Raw genomic sequence first — 15,735 nt, forward strand, 5'->3', positions numbered from 1 at the left:
TTTCGATTCTAGGCTGCAACGATGCGCCGCCTCCTCATTGCCATCCTTGCGCTGCAATTCGCCTCGCCTGCCGCCGGCGAGACATTCCTGCTAAGACCTGCACGGGTCTTCGACGGCGTGAATCCTCAGCTGCACGAAGGCTGGTCCGTGATTGTCGAAGGCGACAAGATCGCCGCCGTTGGTCCGAACCTCCCTCCTCCCGTCGGCGCGAAGCTGATCGACCTTCCTGGCGCGACACTGATGCCCGGCATGATCGAGGGTCATTCTCACCTCTTCCTGCACCCCTACAACGAGACCTTGTGGGACGATCAGGTCCTTCACGAGCCGCTGGCGCTCCGCACAGCCCGCGCGGTTGTCAACGCGGAACGGACGCTTGATGCCGGCTTCACGACGGAGCGCGATCTCGGCACCGAGGGCGCAGGCTTCGCGGACGTCGGCCTCAAGCAGGCGATCAACCAGAGCGTTGTCCCCGGCCCTCGCCTGCTTGTCTCGACCAAGGCTATCGTTGCCCGCGGTGCCTACGGCCCGAAGGGCTTCGAGCCCGGGCTGTCCGTTCCGCAGGGCGCGCAGGAGGTCGCCGGCGAAGACGAGACTATTCGGGCGGTGCGGGACCAGATCGCCGGCGGCGCGGATGTCGTGAAGTTCTACGCCGACTATCATTGGGGCAAAGGCGAACCGACCCGCGTCACGCTATCGCAGGCTGAGTTGGATGCCGGAGTGGCAGCGGCACATGATGCGGGCCGCCAAGTGGCTGTTCACGCCACCACAGCGGAAGGCATGATACGGGCCGTCGGGGCCGGCGCGGACACTATCGAGCACGGTTACGGCGGCACGGAGACCGTATTCCAGGCCATGCGTGCCAAGGGGATCGCGCTATGCGCCACTCTCGCGGCCTCGGAGGCTTACGCGCGCTATTTCGAGAATTGGAACGGTCTGGAACCGGCCCCCGAGAACGTGCAGGAAAATCGCCGCTCGTTCCGTCTGGCAATGAAGGAGGGTGTGCCAATCTGCATGGGCGGTGACGTGGGCGTGTACACGCACGGCCAGAATTGGCTCGAGATGGACGCCATGCAACGCGCAGGCATGGCGCCGGCCCAGGTGCTTATCGCAGCGACGTCCGGGAACGCCCGGATCTTCCGCCTGGCCGATCGCGGCGAGGTGCGGCCCGGCTTGATCGCCGACCTTGTGGTGGTCGACGGGGACCCGACAATATCCGTCTCGGCGGTGCGTAATGTCCGCATGGTCATGAAGGGCGGGCAGATCGTTCGCGGAAACAGCCGCTGATGCGCGCGTTCACCCGCGCTGTCAGTCCGCGGATTGCCGAATGCCAACTCACTCATCTCGAGCGAGTGCCGATCGACGTCGCAAAAGCCGCGGCTCAGCATGCTGCCTATGAGGCTGCCCTTTCAGCCGCCGGATTCGACGTCATCCGGCTACCGGAGCTAGCGGACGATCCTGACGCCGTGTTTGTGGAGGATACTGCGATCCTCCTGGACAAACATGCAATCATCACCCGTCCAGGCGCCGCCTCGCGAATAGGCGAAACGGCTTCGACCGAGGCAGGTCTCGCCAACCATTTCGAGGTTCATCGGATCGAAAATGGCTTCCTCGATGGCGGCGACGTCATGCGGATCGGCAAAATCCTGTACGTTGGCCTGTCCACGCGGACGGATGCATTGGGCATCTCGTCGCTGCAGAACATCGCGTCCGCGCTGGGTTACGAGGTGATCCACGCCGAGCTGCGCGATTGCCTACACCTGAAGACCGGCGTGACCTTCCCAGGGATAGACGCCGCCGGACGCCCTCTTCTCCTATACGATCCGCGCTCGGTCGATTCCGCGCAATTCGCCGATGTTGAACCTCTGGCAGTGGCCGATGGTGAGCGTGCCGCGGCAAACTGCTTGCGCGCGAACAGAAGACTCATCCTCCCCGCCGGGAATCCCCGCACCGCGGACCGCTTGCGAGCAAAGGGCTTCGACGTCGTCGAGCTGGATGTATCCGAACTTCAGAAGGCCGAGGCAGGTGTGACCTGCATGAGCCTGATCGACGGCTAGACCAGCGCTTCGGCCTGGTCGAGCACCTTGCTGAAGCTATCGACGATCAGCCGGTACGGCTCTGCAGTGGCCATATCGAGGCCCCCGCCCTTCAGCAGATTATAGCCGTAGTCCGACCCGCCAGCGCGCAGCACGCCGAGATAACGGTCCCTGTCCGCCGGCGTGCCGTGCATGACCTTCTGCGCGAAATAGTTCGCGGCGGTGATCGAGGTCGCATATTGCCAGACGTAGAAGCCGAAGAAGAAGTGCTGGATGTACATCCATTCGGCCGAATACACCGGCTCCAGCATGACCTTCGGGCCGTGATAGCGCTTCAGAAGGTCGAAATAGAGCGCCGACATCTTCTCGCCTGAGAGTGCCTCGCCCTTGTTGGCCAGGTCGTTGATGGCCAGCTGGAACTCCGCGAACATGGCCTGGCGGAAAAATGTCCCGCGATAATTCTCCATGATCTGGCCGAGGTAGAAGAGCTTCTCCTCCTTCGACTTCGCCCTTTCGACCATCATGTTGGCGAGCAGCAGCTCGTGAGCTGTGGAAGCAACCTCGGCTGTGAAGGTGGGGTAGTTGGACAGCTCGTACGGCTGCGCGGCATTTGCGAGCAGGGTATGCATCGCATGGCCCCACTCGTGCGCGTAGGTGGTTAGCCCGTCGTATTTGTCGCTGAGGTTGAGCAGCAGGTAGGGGTGAACGTCATAGGCCCCCGGCTGCATATAGGCCCCGGATGCTTTGCCTTGGCGAGGCAAGGGATCCATCCAGCGTTTGGCGCTCGCGTCGGCGAAGATGCGCCCGTAATCCGGGCCAAGAGGCTTGATCGCGTCGATCGTCAGCTGCCGCATCTCGGCCAGGCTGTAGCTCCGATCCGATTTCACCAGCGGCGGATAGATGTCCCAATAGCCCATGTCGGAAAGGCCGAGCATGCGGCGGCGGAGCTCGAAATAGCGATGGAGCACCGGCAGGCCGCGATTGGTCTCGGCGATCAGCGAGCGATAAACCGCCTCAGGCAGATTGCTGCCGTCGAGCGCGGCCTGCAGCGCACTGTCGTATTTGCGCGCCTTGGCAGTGAACTTGTCACCATTGACCTTGGCCGCGAGGGCGGTCCCGAGGGTATTTTCGAACGCTTTGTAGCTGCCCCAGAATTTGTCGAAGACATTTTTGCGATCGTTGCGATCGAGGGCACCCCGAGCGAGCGTGTAGCCTTGATCGTCCAGGCGGATTTCCTTGCCATCGCTCAGCTTCACCGTCGGCCGCGGAATGTCCGACGCAGCTAGCTGGTCGCGGATGTCCTGGGGCCCTGCGAGCGGCGTGTTCGCCGAAGCAAGCAGTGCCTCTTCGTCGGGCGAAAGCGTGTGCGCCGACGTGCGAATGACATCGCGCAGATAGAAAGCGAACTTGCCGAGGCCCGGATCGGCTTTGATGAATTCATTCACTTTAGCCCCGCCGAGAGCGACGATCTCCGGGTTCGTCCATGCGGTCGCTTCGCCAAGGGCCGTGAAGACGTCCTGCGCCTGGCTCTTACGCTCCTGGTTGGGCGAAACGCGCAGATCCTCGTCGGCCTTGAGCGACGCATAGGTGTACAACCGTGACGTCCGCTTGTTGATCTCCGATTGCGCGTCAAGGACGGCGCGCATGGTCGACGCGCCACGTCCCAGCGTGCCCTTGTGCGTTTTGAGCGACGGTATCGCCTTCAACAGCGCCTGGCGCTCGGTCTCCCATGCAGCATCGCTCGGATAAAGGTCGGCAAGGTCCCACGCTGCTGCCGTGGATCCGCCGCCAGCCGCTGTTTGCGCGAACGCTCGAGCGGGTGCGGCTACAGAAACGGCGGTGGCTACGGCGGCGGTCGCCAGGATCTCACGGCGTGACAGATCGAGCATCAACTAACCCCTCCCGGTAGGCGGGAAGAGCCTTGGCATGCGCATCAACAGTACGCCAGACCCGGTCGACGAATGGCCGAACGGCGGACTCAGCGGTTCACGGTCTCCATTCCGCGCTCGTGATAGCGTTCGCCGGCGGCCGCGCCCGGCGGCAGGATTTCGTCCAGGCGGCGCAGATCCTCTTCCGTGAGCCGGACGTCGAGCGCATCGATATTCTCGTCGAGATAGCGCCGCCTTTTCGTCCCCGGAATGGGAACGACGTCGTCTCCCTTGGCGAGCACCCACGCGAGGGCCAGCTGGGCGGTGGTGCAGCCTTTGTCGCGAGCCAAAGCCTCGACTTCGCGAACCAGCTGAATGTTTTTCTCGAAGTTCTCGCCCGTGAAGCGGGGATGGAAACGCCGGAAGTCATCGTCCGGAAAGTCCTCCGGAGACTTGATCTGGCCGGTCAGGAAACCGCGCCCGAGAGGCGAATAAGCGACATATCCGATACCCAGCTCGCGAACCGTTGGAAGCACCTCCGCTTCCGCATCGCGACTCCAGAGGGAAAGCTCCGTCTGCACGGCAGTGATCGGATGCGTTGCGTGAGCGGCCCGGATGGTGCGGGGCGCAGCTTCGCTAAGGCCGAGGAAGCGGATTTTCCCCTCCTCCCTGAGCCGTGCCATTTCGCCCACCGTGTCTTCGATATGCACGTTCGGGTCGACGCGATGCTGGTAATAGAGATCGATCACGTCCACGCCGAGGCGCTTCAGGCTCGCCTCGCAGGCCGAGCGGACATATTCCGGGTCTCCGCGCACGCCGGCAAATTCTCCGTTCGGCCCGCGCACGTTGCCGAATTTGGTTGCGAGGAAAACCTGGTCTCGACGATCGCGAATGGCTCGGCCGACGAGTTCCTCATTCCTGCCGACACCATACATGTCGGCGGTATCGAGAAAGGTCACACCGCGGTCGATCGCGTGATGGATGGTCGCGATCGACTCGTCATCGCTGCCGCTCCCATAGAATTCGCTCATCCCCATGCAGCCCAGGCCGATCGCCGAGACTTCGGGGCCTTCCCGTCCAAGCCGCCGTTTTCCGATCGTGTGCATGTGAAGGCTCCTGTGATTATTGGCCCAGCCGCTGGCGCAGCTCGTCGGCCTCAAATGGTACGCGGATGCGCTTGTGGCGACTGGTCGCACCCGAGATGATCGCGACTTCGGAACGGCTGATCCCAAGTGCCACGGCGAGGAGTTTCACGACGGCGTCATTCGCCGCTCCGTCCGCCGGCGCCTCAGTCACGCGAACCTCCAGCTCCTCGTGGCCGCCCGTAACTTGCCGCCAGGCGCCGATCCCGGGCTTCGACGCGCGCGGCGTCACGCGAATTCCGAACGTGCAGCTCAATCCATCGCCACGTGAGGCTGCCCTGTCCCGACCTGCTTGCCGCGGCGCATCAGCAACAGGAGCGGCAGGACCGCAAAGGTGATGATCATCATCAGCTTGAAGTCGTCCAGGTAGGCAATGAACAAGGCTTGGCGCGTGACCTCAGCGTTGATCGCCGCAAGCGCGACCGCCCCTTGGGGAGCGATCGTCTGCAACAAGGTCGGATCCGCGCTCGGAATCGATTGATCGGTGATGTGCTGTGCAAGGTCGGCATGAGCGACCTGGGTCATGCGCACGAGTTGCGCGCTAACGATCGAAATCCCGACCGAACCTCCAATGTTCCGCGAGAGGTTGAGCAGCGCTGCGGCGGTGGTTCTCAGGCGCGGCACCAAAGTCTCGAAGGCGAGGCTCTGGAGCGGCACGAAGATCAGGCCGAGGCCCAAGCCTTGTACGACACCGCTCATGATCACTGGCCGGGACGGCTGATCGATTGCGAAGCCCGTCATCATCCACAGCGACGCGCCCATCAGAACGACACCCAGCCCAACCAAGAGACGCGAGTCCACCTTCCCTGTAAGCCGTCCTGCAAGCAGCATGGAGATGAGCGTGCCCACGCCTCGCGGTGCTGTCAGGAAGCCAGACTGCAGGACGGAATAGCCGTACATGTTCTGCAACAGCGGCGGCAGCAGAGCCAAGCCCGCGAGGAGCAGAACACCTGTAACCGCCATGAATGCGAGGCCTGTCGCGAAATTGCGGTCCGCGAACATGCTGCGCTCGAAGAGAGGGTGCTTGGCTGTTGCGATATGAACGACGAACATCCAGGCGGCGGCAATCGCGAGGCCCGCCTCCACAATGATCTCCCAGCTCTCGAACCAGTCCTTCTGTTCGCCCCGGTCGAGAAACATCTGGAGTGCACCAAGCGCTAGTGCGAGCAGTGCGAAGCCAAAGAGGTCGAACGGTCGGCGGTGCTTCTCGGTCTTCGGCATGAAACGAAGCATCACCAGCGTGCAAAGGACGCCGACTGGAAGGTTCACCAGGAAGACCCAGCGCCAATTGTAATTGTCGGTCAGCCATCCGCCCAGGACAGGTCCGAGGATCGGACCGATCATCACGCCGCCGCCGAACAGCGCCATCGCCTGGCCGTGCTTCTCGCGCGGGTTGATGTCGAACAAGGTTGCCTGCGCGAGGGGGACAATGAAGGCGCCGCTAATGCCTTGGAGCCCCCGGAAGAACACCATCTCCGTCAGCGAAGTCGCCATTGCGCAGAGCATTGACGCGATGGTGAAGCCCACGACCGAGATGAGGAGGAGCCGCTTGCGGCCCACCCGGTCCGCAAGCCAGCCGCTAATCGGAAGCGCAATCGCCGACGCCACGATGTAACTCGTCAGCACCCAGTTGATGCTCTCCTGGGTCGCGCTGAGGCTGGCCTGCATATGCGGCAGGGCGACGTTCGCAATGGTCGTGTCCAGCACCTGCAGAAGCACGGCCATCATCACACCAATGGTGACGATGATCCGCTCCCCCGCGGGTAGCGGATGGGTCGCGATATGAGCCGGGGTTTCGGCCACGCGGAGCCTAGTCGTCTAGATACACGGTCACAGTGGTCGACAGGCCAGCAATCAGCGGCTTGCCGGGATTTCCGTCGAACGCGATGCGGGTCGGTACGCGCTGCGTGACCTTCACCCAGTTTCCATTTGCGTTCTGCGCGGGGAGGAGAGCGAATTCGCTGCCGGTTCCGGCGCCCACGCTCAACACATGGCCGTGGAAATCGGTCCCGGGATAAGCATCGATCTCGATCTTGACCTTCTGTCCGGGAACCATCCTGCCGACGTCCTTCTCCTTGAAGTTCGCCTCGACCCAGGCTTCCTGACTTCGGACGACGGAAAGCATGCCCACGCCAGTCACGGCCATCTGGCCCACCTGAAGCCTGTCTGCATTCGCGACCGTGCCATCCATCGGCGCGCGGATCTCGGTCCGCGAAAGGTCCAGCCGCGCCTTGTCGACGGCTGCCTGAGCCTGAGCGATCGAAGGCTGCTCGCCCGGCGCGATGGCGGATTGTGCATTTGCCGCCCGAGCTTGCGCATCGGCGAGCTGGGTTTCCGCGGAACGTACCTCGTTGAGCGCGTCCTCGTAATCGGAACGGGTGGTAAAGCCCTGTTTGAGAAGTGCCGACTGCCGTCCCAGCGCGTTACGCTTGATCGAAAGATTGGCCCGGGCGCCAGTGATATCGGCACCCGTGCCGGCTGCCTGCGTGCGAAGCTGCGTCGTCTGCAAGCGTGCCGCTGCGAGCTGTGCTTCCGCCTGCTCCAACGCGACGCGGAAGGGCGCCGGATCTATGCGGAAGAGCAGCTGTCCGCGCTTCACCCGATCGCCGTTCTTGACGGCAACCTGGATGACCGGCCCATTCACCTGCGCACTTACCGAAACAATGTCCTGCTTGACCTGCGCATTATCGGTCGAGACGACGCCACCGCTGCTGAACCAATAGTAAGCTCCGCCAACAACCAGCAACGCAGGCACAAGGAACATCAGGATCGTTCGCAGCCAACGCTTTCGCGAAGGCGTTGCGGCCACTTCGGCCGGCGCTTCCGCCGCGGTTCCGGCCATAGGCTCGGTTGCCATCTTGTTCATTCGTTCGAAGCCCTGTTCGTTACGCTCGGCCGTCCGGCATTTTCGCGGATGCGCGCCAGCACTTGCCGTGCGTTTTCCAAGTCTTGCGGGTCGATCCCACCAAACGTCTCAGCGAAAAGCTCGTCCGCGACGGCTCGCAATTTCTCGACGAGCGGCTGCGCTTGTGCGGTGACGTGAAGCCTCCATGCGCGCCGGTCCGCCGGATCGCGGACTCGCTCGACCAGACCGGCTTCCTCCAATCTATCCACGATGCGGCAAAGGGTGATCGGCTCGACCTCCAGGAGATCGGCCAGTTCGACCTGTCGGAGCCCGGGAGAGCGCGTGAGCCGAAACAGCACCTTCCATTGCGCGCGCGTCACTCCAAGGCCCGCCGCCTTGCGGTCGAAAGCCCTGCGCAGCACGTGCGCCGTTTCGCCAATCTCGAAAGGAAGAGTTTCCATTAGCAACGAATATAGTAAGCCTGCTTATAATGCGCAACGTTCAATTGCGGGGGATGGTTGCGTGCGCGTTGACGGCTGGCGCGGTCCGACCTAACTCGATGGCGCTGGGCGGGTATGATGTAATGGTAGCCTGTCAGCTTCCCAAGCTGAACGCACGGGTTCGATTCCCGTTACCCGCTCCATGCACAGGCCATGCGGCGACTAAGGAGCGAGGGACTGCTAACTGGGCTCGCCCAGTCCCCTCATTCGACTGTCACGCTCTTCGCTAGATTGCGCGGCTGGTCCACGTCTGTCCCCTTCAATACAGCCACGTGATAAGCGAGCAGCTGGACCGGCACTGCGTATACGAGCGGCGCGATCAACGGATGCACCTCGGGCATCTCGATCGTCGCCATGCAGCCCTCACCAGCCTGCGCGATGCCATTGGCGTCGCTGATAAGGACGATCTTGCCGCCCCGAGCGCGCACCTCCTGCATATTGCTGACGGTCTTCTCGAAAAGTGGGCCGGACGGCGCAAGTACTATGACGGGAACGGCGTCGTCGATCAGCGCGATCGGGCCATGCTTCATCTCGCCCGCCGCATAGCCTTCAGCATGTATGTAGCTGATTTCCTTGAGCTTGAGCGCGCCTTCGAGAGCCATGGGATAGTCGGGGCCGCGTCCCAGGTACAGCACGTCACGCGCCGGCGCGATCAGGTGCGCCATAGCAGCGATATCGTCGTCGTGATTCAAGGCTGCATTCAGCGCTGCCGGCGCTTCCTGCAGATGAGCAACGATGTCTTCTTCCTCTTGCCGGGTGAGGCGGCCGTTTGCCCGGGCAAGGTTTGCGGCGAGCGCGGCAAGCACCGCTAGCTGGCAAGTGAAGGCCTTGGTCGAGGCCACACCGATCTCCGGCCCCGCATGGGTCGGCAGGAGCAGGTCCGCCTCGCGCGCCATTGAGCTGGTCGGTACGTTGACGACAACGGCAATGCGCTGCTGTTGCTCCCGGGCGTGACGCAGCGCCGCCAGGGTGTCCGCGGTCTCGCCCGACTGGCTGATGAAGAGTGCCAGTCCGCCGGGCTCAAGCACAGGCTGGCGATAGCGAAACTCGCTGGCGACATCGATGTCGACCGGGACCCGCGCGAATTGCTCGACCCAATATTTTGCGACCAGGCCGGCATAGTAACTCGTGCCGCAAGCAACGATCGTGAGACGGCCGACCTGCTCGAGGTCGGCTTCGGAGACGGGCAGCGCGACTTCGCCTTCGAACGGCCGAACATAGCTTTGGAGAGTCTGCGCAACCACGATCGGCTGCTCGAAGATCTCCTTCTGCATATAATGCCGGTAATTGCCCTTCTCGACAGGCGCCGATGAGGCGCCCGATTCTACGATCTCACGCTCCGCCGGTTGGTTGCTGCGGTCGAAGATCTCGATGCTGTCGCGGCGGACGACAGCCCAATCGCCCTCGTCGAGATAAGCAATTCTTTGGGTCCAAGGAGCCACTGCGAGGGCGTCCGACCCGAGATAATTCTCGCCCTCCCCATAGCCCACGGTGAGCGGCGCGCCCATGCGTGCTCCGATAATCAGATCGGGGTGGTCGCGAAACAGGAAGGCAATCGCGAACGCTCCGTGAAGCCGCGGCAGGACCGCCGCCACCGCATCCTGCGGCGACGACCCGCTCTCGACTTCGCGGGCTACGAGATGGCCGACGACTTCCGTATCGGTCTCGCTCTCGAACTTTCGTCCTTCGCCGATCAGTTCATCCCGCAGGGGTTTGAAGTTCTCGATGATGCCGTTGTGGACGAGAGCCACGGGTCCGACGATGTGAGGATGCGCGTTACCCACGGTCGGCGCTCCATGGGTTGCCCAACGCGTATGTGCGATGCCCGTAACGCCGTGCAGCGGGTCGGCTTTCAACTCCCGCGCGAGATTTTCCAGCTTCCCCTCGGCTCGCCTGCGCTTCAGCTCGCCCTGATCGATCGTGCAGATGCCCGCGGAATCGTAACCTCGATATTCAAGCCGCTTCAGGCCGTCGAAGAGCCGCTGCGCGACATCGCTCTTGCCGACGATTCCGACGATTCCACACATGGGCTTACTCGGCTGCCTTCCGCGTCATCCGCTCACGGAAGCGCTTGGCCCAACCGGCGATGCCCTTCTGCTCACTCCGTTCTACTGCAAGCGCGTCGGCCTCAACGTCCTCCGTGATGACGGAACCCGCGCCGATCACCGCACCATCTCCGACCGACACCGGCGCGACCAGCGCCGTGTTGGAGCCGATGAAGGCGCCGGCGCCAATCACTGTCCGGTACTTTCCAAAACCGTCGTAATTGCAGGTGATGGTGCCTGCGCCGATATTGGCTTTGGCGCCTACGCTTGCGTCACCGACGTAGGACAGATGGTTCACTTTCGCCCCTTCGCCGATGTTGGCTTTCTTCAGCTCTACGAAGTTGCCTACCTTCGTATTATCGGCGAGCTGCGTGCCTGGGCGGATGCGCGCGAACGGTCCGATGCTCGCCTTGGCACCGATTACCGCACCTTCGATATGGCTGAATGCATGGATCGTTGCTCCATCCGCGACCTGCACGCCTGGCCCGAAGACCACGTGCGGCTCGACGGTGACGTCCCTTCCGAGCTTTGTATCGTAGGCGAACCAGACGCTCTCGGGGTCGATCAGCGTCGCGCCCTCGTCGAGCACCTGCTCCCTACGGCGCCGTTGCCACTCGAGTTCGAGATGAGCGAGCTCAGCACGGCTATTCACGCCTGCAGTCTCATAAGGATCGCCCTCAATGACGACCGCGTCACGGCCCTCGGCCGCAGCGATATTGACGATATCGGGCAAATAATATTCGCCCGCGGCATTGTCGTTCCCGACCCGGTCCAGCCATCGGAAAAGATCGTTCGCGCGCACCGCCATCATGCCTGAATTGCACAGGCGCACCGCGCGCTCCTCGTCGGTCGCGTCCTTATATTCGACCATTTTTGCAATGCGGTCGCCATCGCCCAGGATGATCCGACCGTATTTCAGAGGGTCGGGTGGGGTTGACGCAAGCACCACCACACCCGGACCGCCATCGCCATTGAGGCGGTCGAGCATGCGCCCGAGCGTTTCAGTCTCAACGAAGGGCGTGTCGCCGTAGAGGATGAGGACGGGTCCATCATAGCCGGACAGAGCTTCAGCCGCCTGCTGCACAGCATGCCCCGTTCCCTTTTGTTCAGACTGTAGGGCGGTGGTCGTGTCGCGGCCGGCGATTGCCGCCTCGACCTGCTCGCGGCCTTTCCCGACGACGACGACACGCTTCTCAGCGCCCAGGCCATCGACGCGGTCGAGCAGATGCAGAAGCAGGGGTCGGCTGGCGATGGGATGCAACACCTTGTGCGTATCGGAGCGCATGCGCGTGCCCTGCCCCGCGGCCAGGATCACAACTGCGAAGCGGCGTTGATCGCTCATCGGCGGGAGCAATGGCATGGCAAGGTGGCGAGCGCCAGATGTCCTGAATCAAAGAAAAAGGGCGGCGCCAGAAGGCACCGCCCCTACCTCCGGGAAGCCGAGGCTTCCTAGAATATGTTCATATAATATTCGTTGCCGACGAAGCCCATCTTCTGGACGTGCGCCTGCTTGGTGACGGCCAGCACTTGGTCGACGAGCTCGTAACGCGCAGTCGCGTCAGGCTGCAGGTGAAGCTCCGGAATTGGATTCATCTGCTGCGTCACGTCCAGATACTGGCGCAATTGTGGCTGAGTCACCGGACTGCCATTCCACAGGATCTGGTTTTGAGCCGTGACGACGACCTTGTTCTTGATCGGGTCGATCGGCGGCGGCGGCGTCTTGTCCTGATTCACCGGCAAGTCCAGCTTCACGGCGTGGGTCTGGATCGGGATGGTGATGATGAACATGATCAGCAGGACGAGCATGACGTCGATGAGCGGCGTCACGTTCATATCCAGCATCGGTTCGCCGGTAGCGTTGTCGCTAGTGGTCTGCATTGACATGGCGAACTACTCCTACTCGCTGCGATAGCCGGTCAGCGGCGGCGGCTCGGAAATGAAGCCGACACGCTGGAACCCAGCCTGTTGCATGGTGATGATCGCAGCGCCGACACATTTATACTGGGTGTTCACATCGCCACGGATGTGCGCCTCAGGCATATTTTCTTCGTTGACGTTCTGCACGCCACCGACGTCATCGATCAGCTTCTGGAGCTTCTGCACCGAACGGTCGAGAAGCTCTTTCTGCGTGACCTTGGTCACGCCCCAATACACCTCGCAGGTACCACTCGGACCGTTACGAACGGTCAGTGACACATTTTCCGGCTTTGTCATCGTCGGCTCATAGCGAACGTCGGGCAACTTCACCGGAACTGCCTGTTTGATCACCTGCGTGGTAATCAGGAAGACGATCAGGAGCACGAGCATAACGTCGGTCAACGGAACGACGTTGATGTCGGAGAGGGCTTCTTCTTCGTCGCCTTGGATTACTTGTCCTGCCATACGGCCGGTTTCTTTCCTTTTGTCGAGGGAAGGCTCAGCTCGCTGATCGAGCCGAACCCTCCATCGAAATTACTTCGCGGGCGTGGTCGCGTTGCTGCCCGCACGTACGGGCTCGGTTCCCGACTGCGTCGGCACGTGGCCGGTCCTCGGAGCGGACCCCTTGCCCGCAGCGCCGCTGCTGCTGACCATGTGCGGCTTCACCGCGCCACCGGACATCAGGTAGCCGTGAAGGTCGTTCGTGAAGGCAGCGAGATCCTCCATGATCGACTTGTTGCGGCGGACCAGCCAGTTGTATGCAAGCACGGCCGGAACCGCGACGACGAGGCCGAGCGCAGTCATGATGAGCGCCTCACCGACCGGACCGGCGACGGCGTCGATCGACGCCTGACCGGAAGCGCCGATCTTGATGAGTGCGCGATAGATGCCGACGACGGTGCCGAACAGACCGATGAACGGCGCAGTCGAACCAACCGTTGCAAGGAAGGCGAGGCCTTCACCCAAGCGGGCGCCGATGGCCCCTTGGCTGCGCGCCAGGCTGTTCGCCATCCAGTCATGCTGATCGATCGGATCGGTCAGCTTGCCATGCTGCTCTTGGGCGACAAGGGCATCGTCCACGATCGCGCGATACGCACTCTTGGATTCCAGCTTGGTCGCCGCCTCGCGAAGGTTCGGCGAGTTCCAGAAGCTGGCGCGAACCTTGCGCCCCTGGCTGATGATCTTCTGCTGCTGCATCAACTTGGTGAACAGGATGTAGAAAGAGAAGATCGACATGCCGACCAGGATGATGAACACCGACCAGGCAATGACGCCGCCCTGCTGAAGCGCAGGAACCAGACCATATGGATTATCTCCGGCGTGTGCTGCTTGCATAACTCTAATTCCCTCTTGAAATTCTGTGTTTCTGAAACTGGACCGATTAGCCTTCCAACTGCCACCTGATCGGCGGAGTCGTGTAAGTATCTGTCGTCGGCTGGCCGTTGCTGTCCTTTGCCGGCGTGAATTTCGCGCGGCGACGAAGGATGTTGCAGGTTGCCGAATCTAACGCTCCGTTGCCCGTCGACTTGACCAAACTGCACCCGACGACGCGGCCGTCAGGACCGATCGTCAGCTGTGCCTGGGCCGTACCTTCGGCACCTGCGGACAGCGCCGATGCCGGATAATCGTCCGTACTGAACAACGTACGGACGTCACCGCGAGCGCGGGCAGCCTCGACCTTGCGGGGCGGCGGCGGAGCAGGCGGGGGCGGCGGCGCCGCAACCACCGGCGGAATGGGCGGCGGAATCACTGGCGATTCCACCACCTGAATTGGCGGCGGCGGCGTGTTCATCCGGACCAGCGGCGGAGGAGTAACCGGAGGCGGAGGCACATCCGGCATATCCTTCGGCGGGGGTGGCGGCTCTTCCGGTGGCGGCGGCTGCTCTTCGACGTCAATAACCTTCAGGTTCTCGGCCGTCTTCTTGATCACGTTATAGGCCAGACCGGTGATAATCGCGTACATCAATCCGCCCACCACGATCGCGGTGAAGATGATCGACATCGTGCGATTGCCGGTGAGTTCTTTCCGTTGGGCGTATGACATTTAACCCGCAATTCTCCTCGACGCGCCGTGTGGTGCCACGGCCAGACCGGGCAGTCGGACGCGAGCCCTGCCTTCAGATGATGTGCCGATGTATCAACATATCATCAGCAATAAAGCGCGCACCCTTATCGCTGCCTCAAAGACCGCGCAATGCATTTTGTTCCACTCCCGGAAGGCATGGAAACACTAGTCCGGCCACTGGCCGGCGAAGGATGCGATATCTACCCCTACACCCTGCGCCTCTGGATAAACGTCGGGTTTTGAGGTTCGCACTCTCAACGCCTTGACGCCGCGAAGGGCGGCAATGCGGTCGAAGATTGCATGCGCAAGCGTTTCCTGGAGATTGAAACGGCGCGCGAGCGCCATCTCCTGAACTTGCGAACGCAGGTAATCGTAATCCCAGGCGTGCAGCGGATCGTCCTCGACGGGCGCGGAAAGATCGTCCAGCCAAATTTCCACGCTGACCAAAAGCCGCTGTGGACTGCCGACTTCGAACTCGTGGAAGCCGATATCGGCCCGCACCTCGAGGCTGTCGAGAACGATCCGCGCCGATCTCACTTTCAGCTGTTCGGGCACGAGGCCGGACAGCGTCGCCGGAACAACTGTCATGGGGTCTCCAAAAACTGAACATCGCGCTCCCGCCCTAAGAAAGAATGGCCGGAATCTATGACGATGGTTTCGCCGGTCACGGAAGGCGCTGCGACTAAATAGCGGATTGCTGCGACAATGTCGTGCGGCTCGACACCCCGTCCAAGAGGGTTGCTCGCATGCATCGCCTCGAAGTTTTCCGCGCTCTGGCCGGACGATTGAAACATCAGCCCCGGCGCAATTGCGTTCACGCGAATTCGGCGGGCCGCGAGGCCACGCGCCGCAATTTCAGTAAGTCCGGCGAGGGCCTGCTTGGACAAGGTGTAGCTTAGATAGTCGGGGTTCGGGGCTACGAGCTTCGCATCCAGCAGATTGACGACGAGCACGTCTCCAGTCCCGAAGTGCGAGGCCGCCAATCGCTCAATGAGCAGGGCCGGGGCGCGGACGTTGACCGCCATATGGGCGTCGAATTCGGAGGGACTGAACTCGCCAAAGCCGTCCCAGGCGAACCTGGCCGCATTGTTCACCAGCAGCCGGACAGGCGGCAGCCCCTGGGCTGCTGCAAAGATACGGTCCGCGCAGTCGCATTCTGCAAGGTCCGCGACAACTTTGACCGCCCCATCCGGGACCTTATCATCTTCGTGATGGACGTGAGCGATCACGTGCCAGCCGTCGACAAGCAGTGCGGCGACGATTTCAGCGCCGACGCGTTTGCCGCCGCCGGTGACGATCGCAGTGCGCCCTTCCATTGTG

At 62.3% G+C, this 15,735-nt stretch carries 16 protein-coding genes and 1 tRNA gene; 3 read left to right on the forward strand and 14 right to left on the reverse strand.

The window, feature by feature from the left end:
- The first annotated feature begins 21 nt into the window (after positions 1-21).
- Both LZ538_RS04930 and LZ538_RS04935 read left to right on the forward strand, forming a co-directional pair.
- Complete coding sequence (locus LZ538_RS04930; RefSeq protein ID WP_249830904.1) at positions 22-1,284, forward strand: metal-dependent hydrolase family protein; 1,263 nt, start codon at positions 22-24, stop codon at positions 1,282-1,284.
- Positions 1,284-2,054: a dimethylarginine dimethylaminohydrolase family protein gene (locus LZ538_RS04935; protein ID WP_249830905.1), complete on the forward strand. Its 771-nt coding sequence runs from the start codon at positions 1,284-1,286 to the stop codon at positions 2,052-2,054. Before LZ538_RS04930 ends, LZ538_RS04935 begins: the two co-directional genes overlap by 1 nt.
- Here the strand turns inward: LZ538_RS04935 and LZ538_RS04940 are convergent.
- The 6 genes from LZ538_RS04940 to LZ538_RS04965 all read right to left on the reverse strand — a co-directional run bounded on the left by LZ538_RS04940 (position 2,051) and on the right by LZ538_RS04965 (position 8,349).
- Positions 2,051-3,922 carry a M3 family oligoendopeptidase gene (locus tag LZ538_RS04940; protein WP_249830906.1) on the reverse strand — a complete coding sequence of 624 codons (1,872 nt, stop codon included), beginning with the start codon at positions 3,920-3,922 and terminating at the stop codon, positions 2,051-2,053. The genes LZ538_RS04935 and LZ538_RS04940 overlap by 4 nt on opposite strands.
- 89 nt (positions 3,923-4,011) lie before the next feature.
- Positions 4,012-5,007, reverse strand: coding sequence for an aldo/keto reductase (locus LZ538_RS04945; protein WP_283937634.1), 996 nt, complete (start codon positions 5,005-5,007; stop codon positions 4,012-4,014).
- A 16-nt stretch (positions 5,008-5,023) separates the two neighbouring features.
- Positions 5,024-5,299, reverse strand: coding sequence for a DUF167 domain-containing protein (locus LZ538_RS04950; RefSeq protein WP_249830907.1), 276 nt, complete (start codon positions 5,297-5,299; stop codon positions 5,024-5,026).
- Complete coding sequence (locus tag LZ538_RS04955) at positions 5,296-6,846, reverse strand: DHA2 family efflux MFS transporter permease subunit (RefSeq protein ID WP_249830908.1); 1,551 nt, start codon at positions 6,844-6,846, stop codon at positions 5,296-5,298. The genes LZ538_RS04950 and LZ538_RS04955 overlap by 4 nt, the downstream gene beginning before the upstream one ends.
- A gap of 7 nt (positions 6,847-6,853) precedes the next feature.
- On the reverse strand, positions 6,854-7,900 hold the full coding sequence (locus LZ538_RS04960; protein ID WP_249830909.1) for an HlyD family secretion protein: 1,047 nt from the start codon (positions 7,898-7,900) through the stop codon (positions 6,854-6,856).
- Positions 7,901-7,905: 5 nt separating this feature from the next.
- Complete coding sequence (locus LZ538_RS04965) at positions 7,906-8,349, reverse strand: MarR family winged helix-turn-helix transcriptional regulator (protein ID WP_249830910.1); 444 nt, start codon at positions 8,347-8,349, stop codon at positions 7,906-7,908.
- 108 nt (positions 8,350-8,457) lie between these two features.
- Between LZ538_RS04965 and LZ538_RS04970 the strand changes: the two genes are divergently transcribed.
- Positions 8,458-8,531, forward strand: a tRNA-Gly gene (locus tag LZ538_RS04970).
- 60 nt (positions 8,532-8,591) lie between these two features.
- On the opposite strand, the gene glmS is transcribed toward LZ538_RS04970, so the two are convergent.
- The 8 genes from glmS to LZ538_RS05015 form a co-directional block, all read right to left on the reverse strand.
- Entirely contained in the window at positions 8,592-10,415 is a 1,824-nt protein-coding gene (gene glmS, locus LZ538_RS04975; protein ID WP_249830911.1) for a glutamine--fructose-6-phosphate transaminase (isomerizing), read from the reverse strand.
- 4 nt (positions 10,416-10,419) lie between these two features.
- Positions 10,420-11,775, reverse strand: a complete 1,356-nt coding sequence (glmU, locus tag LZ538_RS04980) for a bifunctional UDP-N-acetylglucosamine diphosphorylase/glucosamine-1-phosphate N-acetyltransferase GlmU (protein ID WP_249830912.1) — start codon at positions 11,773-11,775, stop codon at positions 10,420-10,422.
- 107 nt (positions 11,776-11,882) lie between these two features.
- The gene (locus LZ538_RS04985; RefSeq protein ID WP_249830913.1) at positions 11,883-12,317 is read right to left on the reverse strand and encodes an ExbD/TolR family protein; all 435 of its coding nucleotides are present in this window, start codon (positions 12,315-12,317) and stop codon (positions 11,883-11,885) included.
- A 12-nt stretch (positions 12,318-12,329) separates the two neighbouring features.
- Entirely contained in the window at positions 12,330-12,815 is a 486-nt protein-coding gene (locus tag LZ538_RS04990; protein ID WP_249830914.1) for an ExbD/TolR family protein, read from the reverse strand.
- Between the two features lie 69 nt (positions 12,816-12,884).
- On the reverse strand, positions 12,885-13,685 hold the full coding sequence (locus LZ538_RS04995) for a MotA/TolQ/ExbB proton channel family protein (RefSeq protein WP_249830915.1): 801 nt from the start codon (positions 13,683-13,685) through the stop codon (positions 12,885-12,887).
- 46 nt (positions 13,686-13,731) lie between these two features.
- Positions 13,732-14,394, reverse strand: a complete 663-nt coding sequence (locus LZ538_RS13210) for an energy transducer TonB (RefSeq protein ID WP_283937635.1) — start codon at positions 14,392-14,394, stop codon at positions 13,732-13,734.
- Positions 14,395-14,580: 186 nt separating this feature from the next.
- A complete protein-coding gene (locus tag LZ538_RS05010; RefSeq protein WP_249830917.1) occupies positions 14,581-15,003 on the reverse strand; it encodes a dihydroneopterin aldolase in 423 nt (140 codons plus the stop codon).
- Positions 15,000-15,731 carry an SDR family oxidoreductase gene (locus LZ538_RS05015; RefSeq protein WP_249830918.1) on the reverse strand — a complete coding sequence of 244 codons (732 nt, stop codon included), beginning with the start codon at positions 15,729-15,731 and terminating at the stop codon, positions 15,000-15,002. The genes LZ538_RS05010 and LZ538_RS05015 overlap by 4 nt, the downstream gene beginning before the upstream one ends.
- Between the last annotated feature and the right edge of the window lie 4 nt (positions 15,732-15,735).

The organism is Sphingomonas hankyongi, from assembly GCF_023516575.1.
Taxonomy (GTDB): Bacteria; Pseudomonadota; Alphaproteobacteria; order Sphingomonadales; family Sphingomonadaceae; genus Sphingomicrobium; species Sphingomicrobium hankyongi.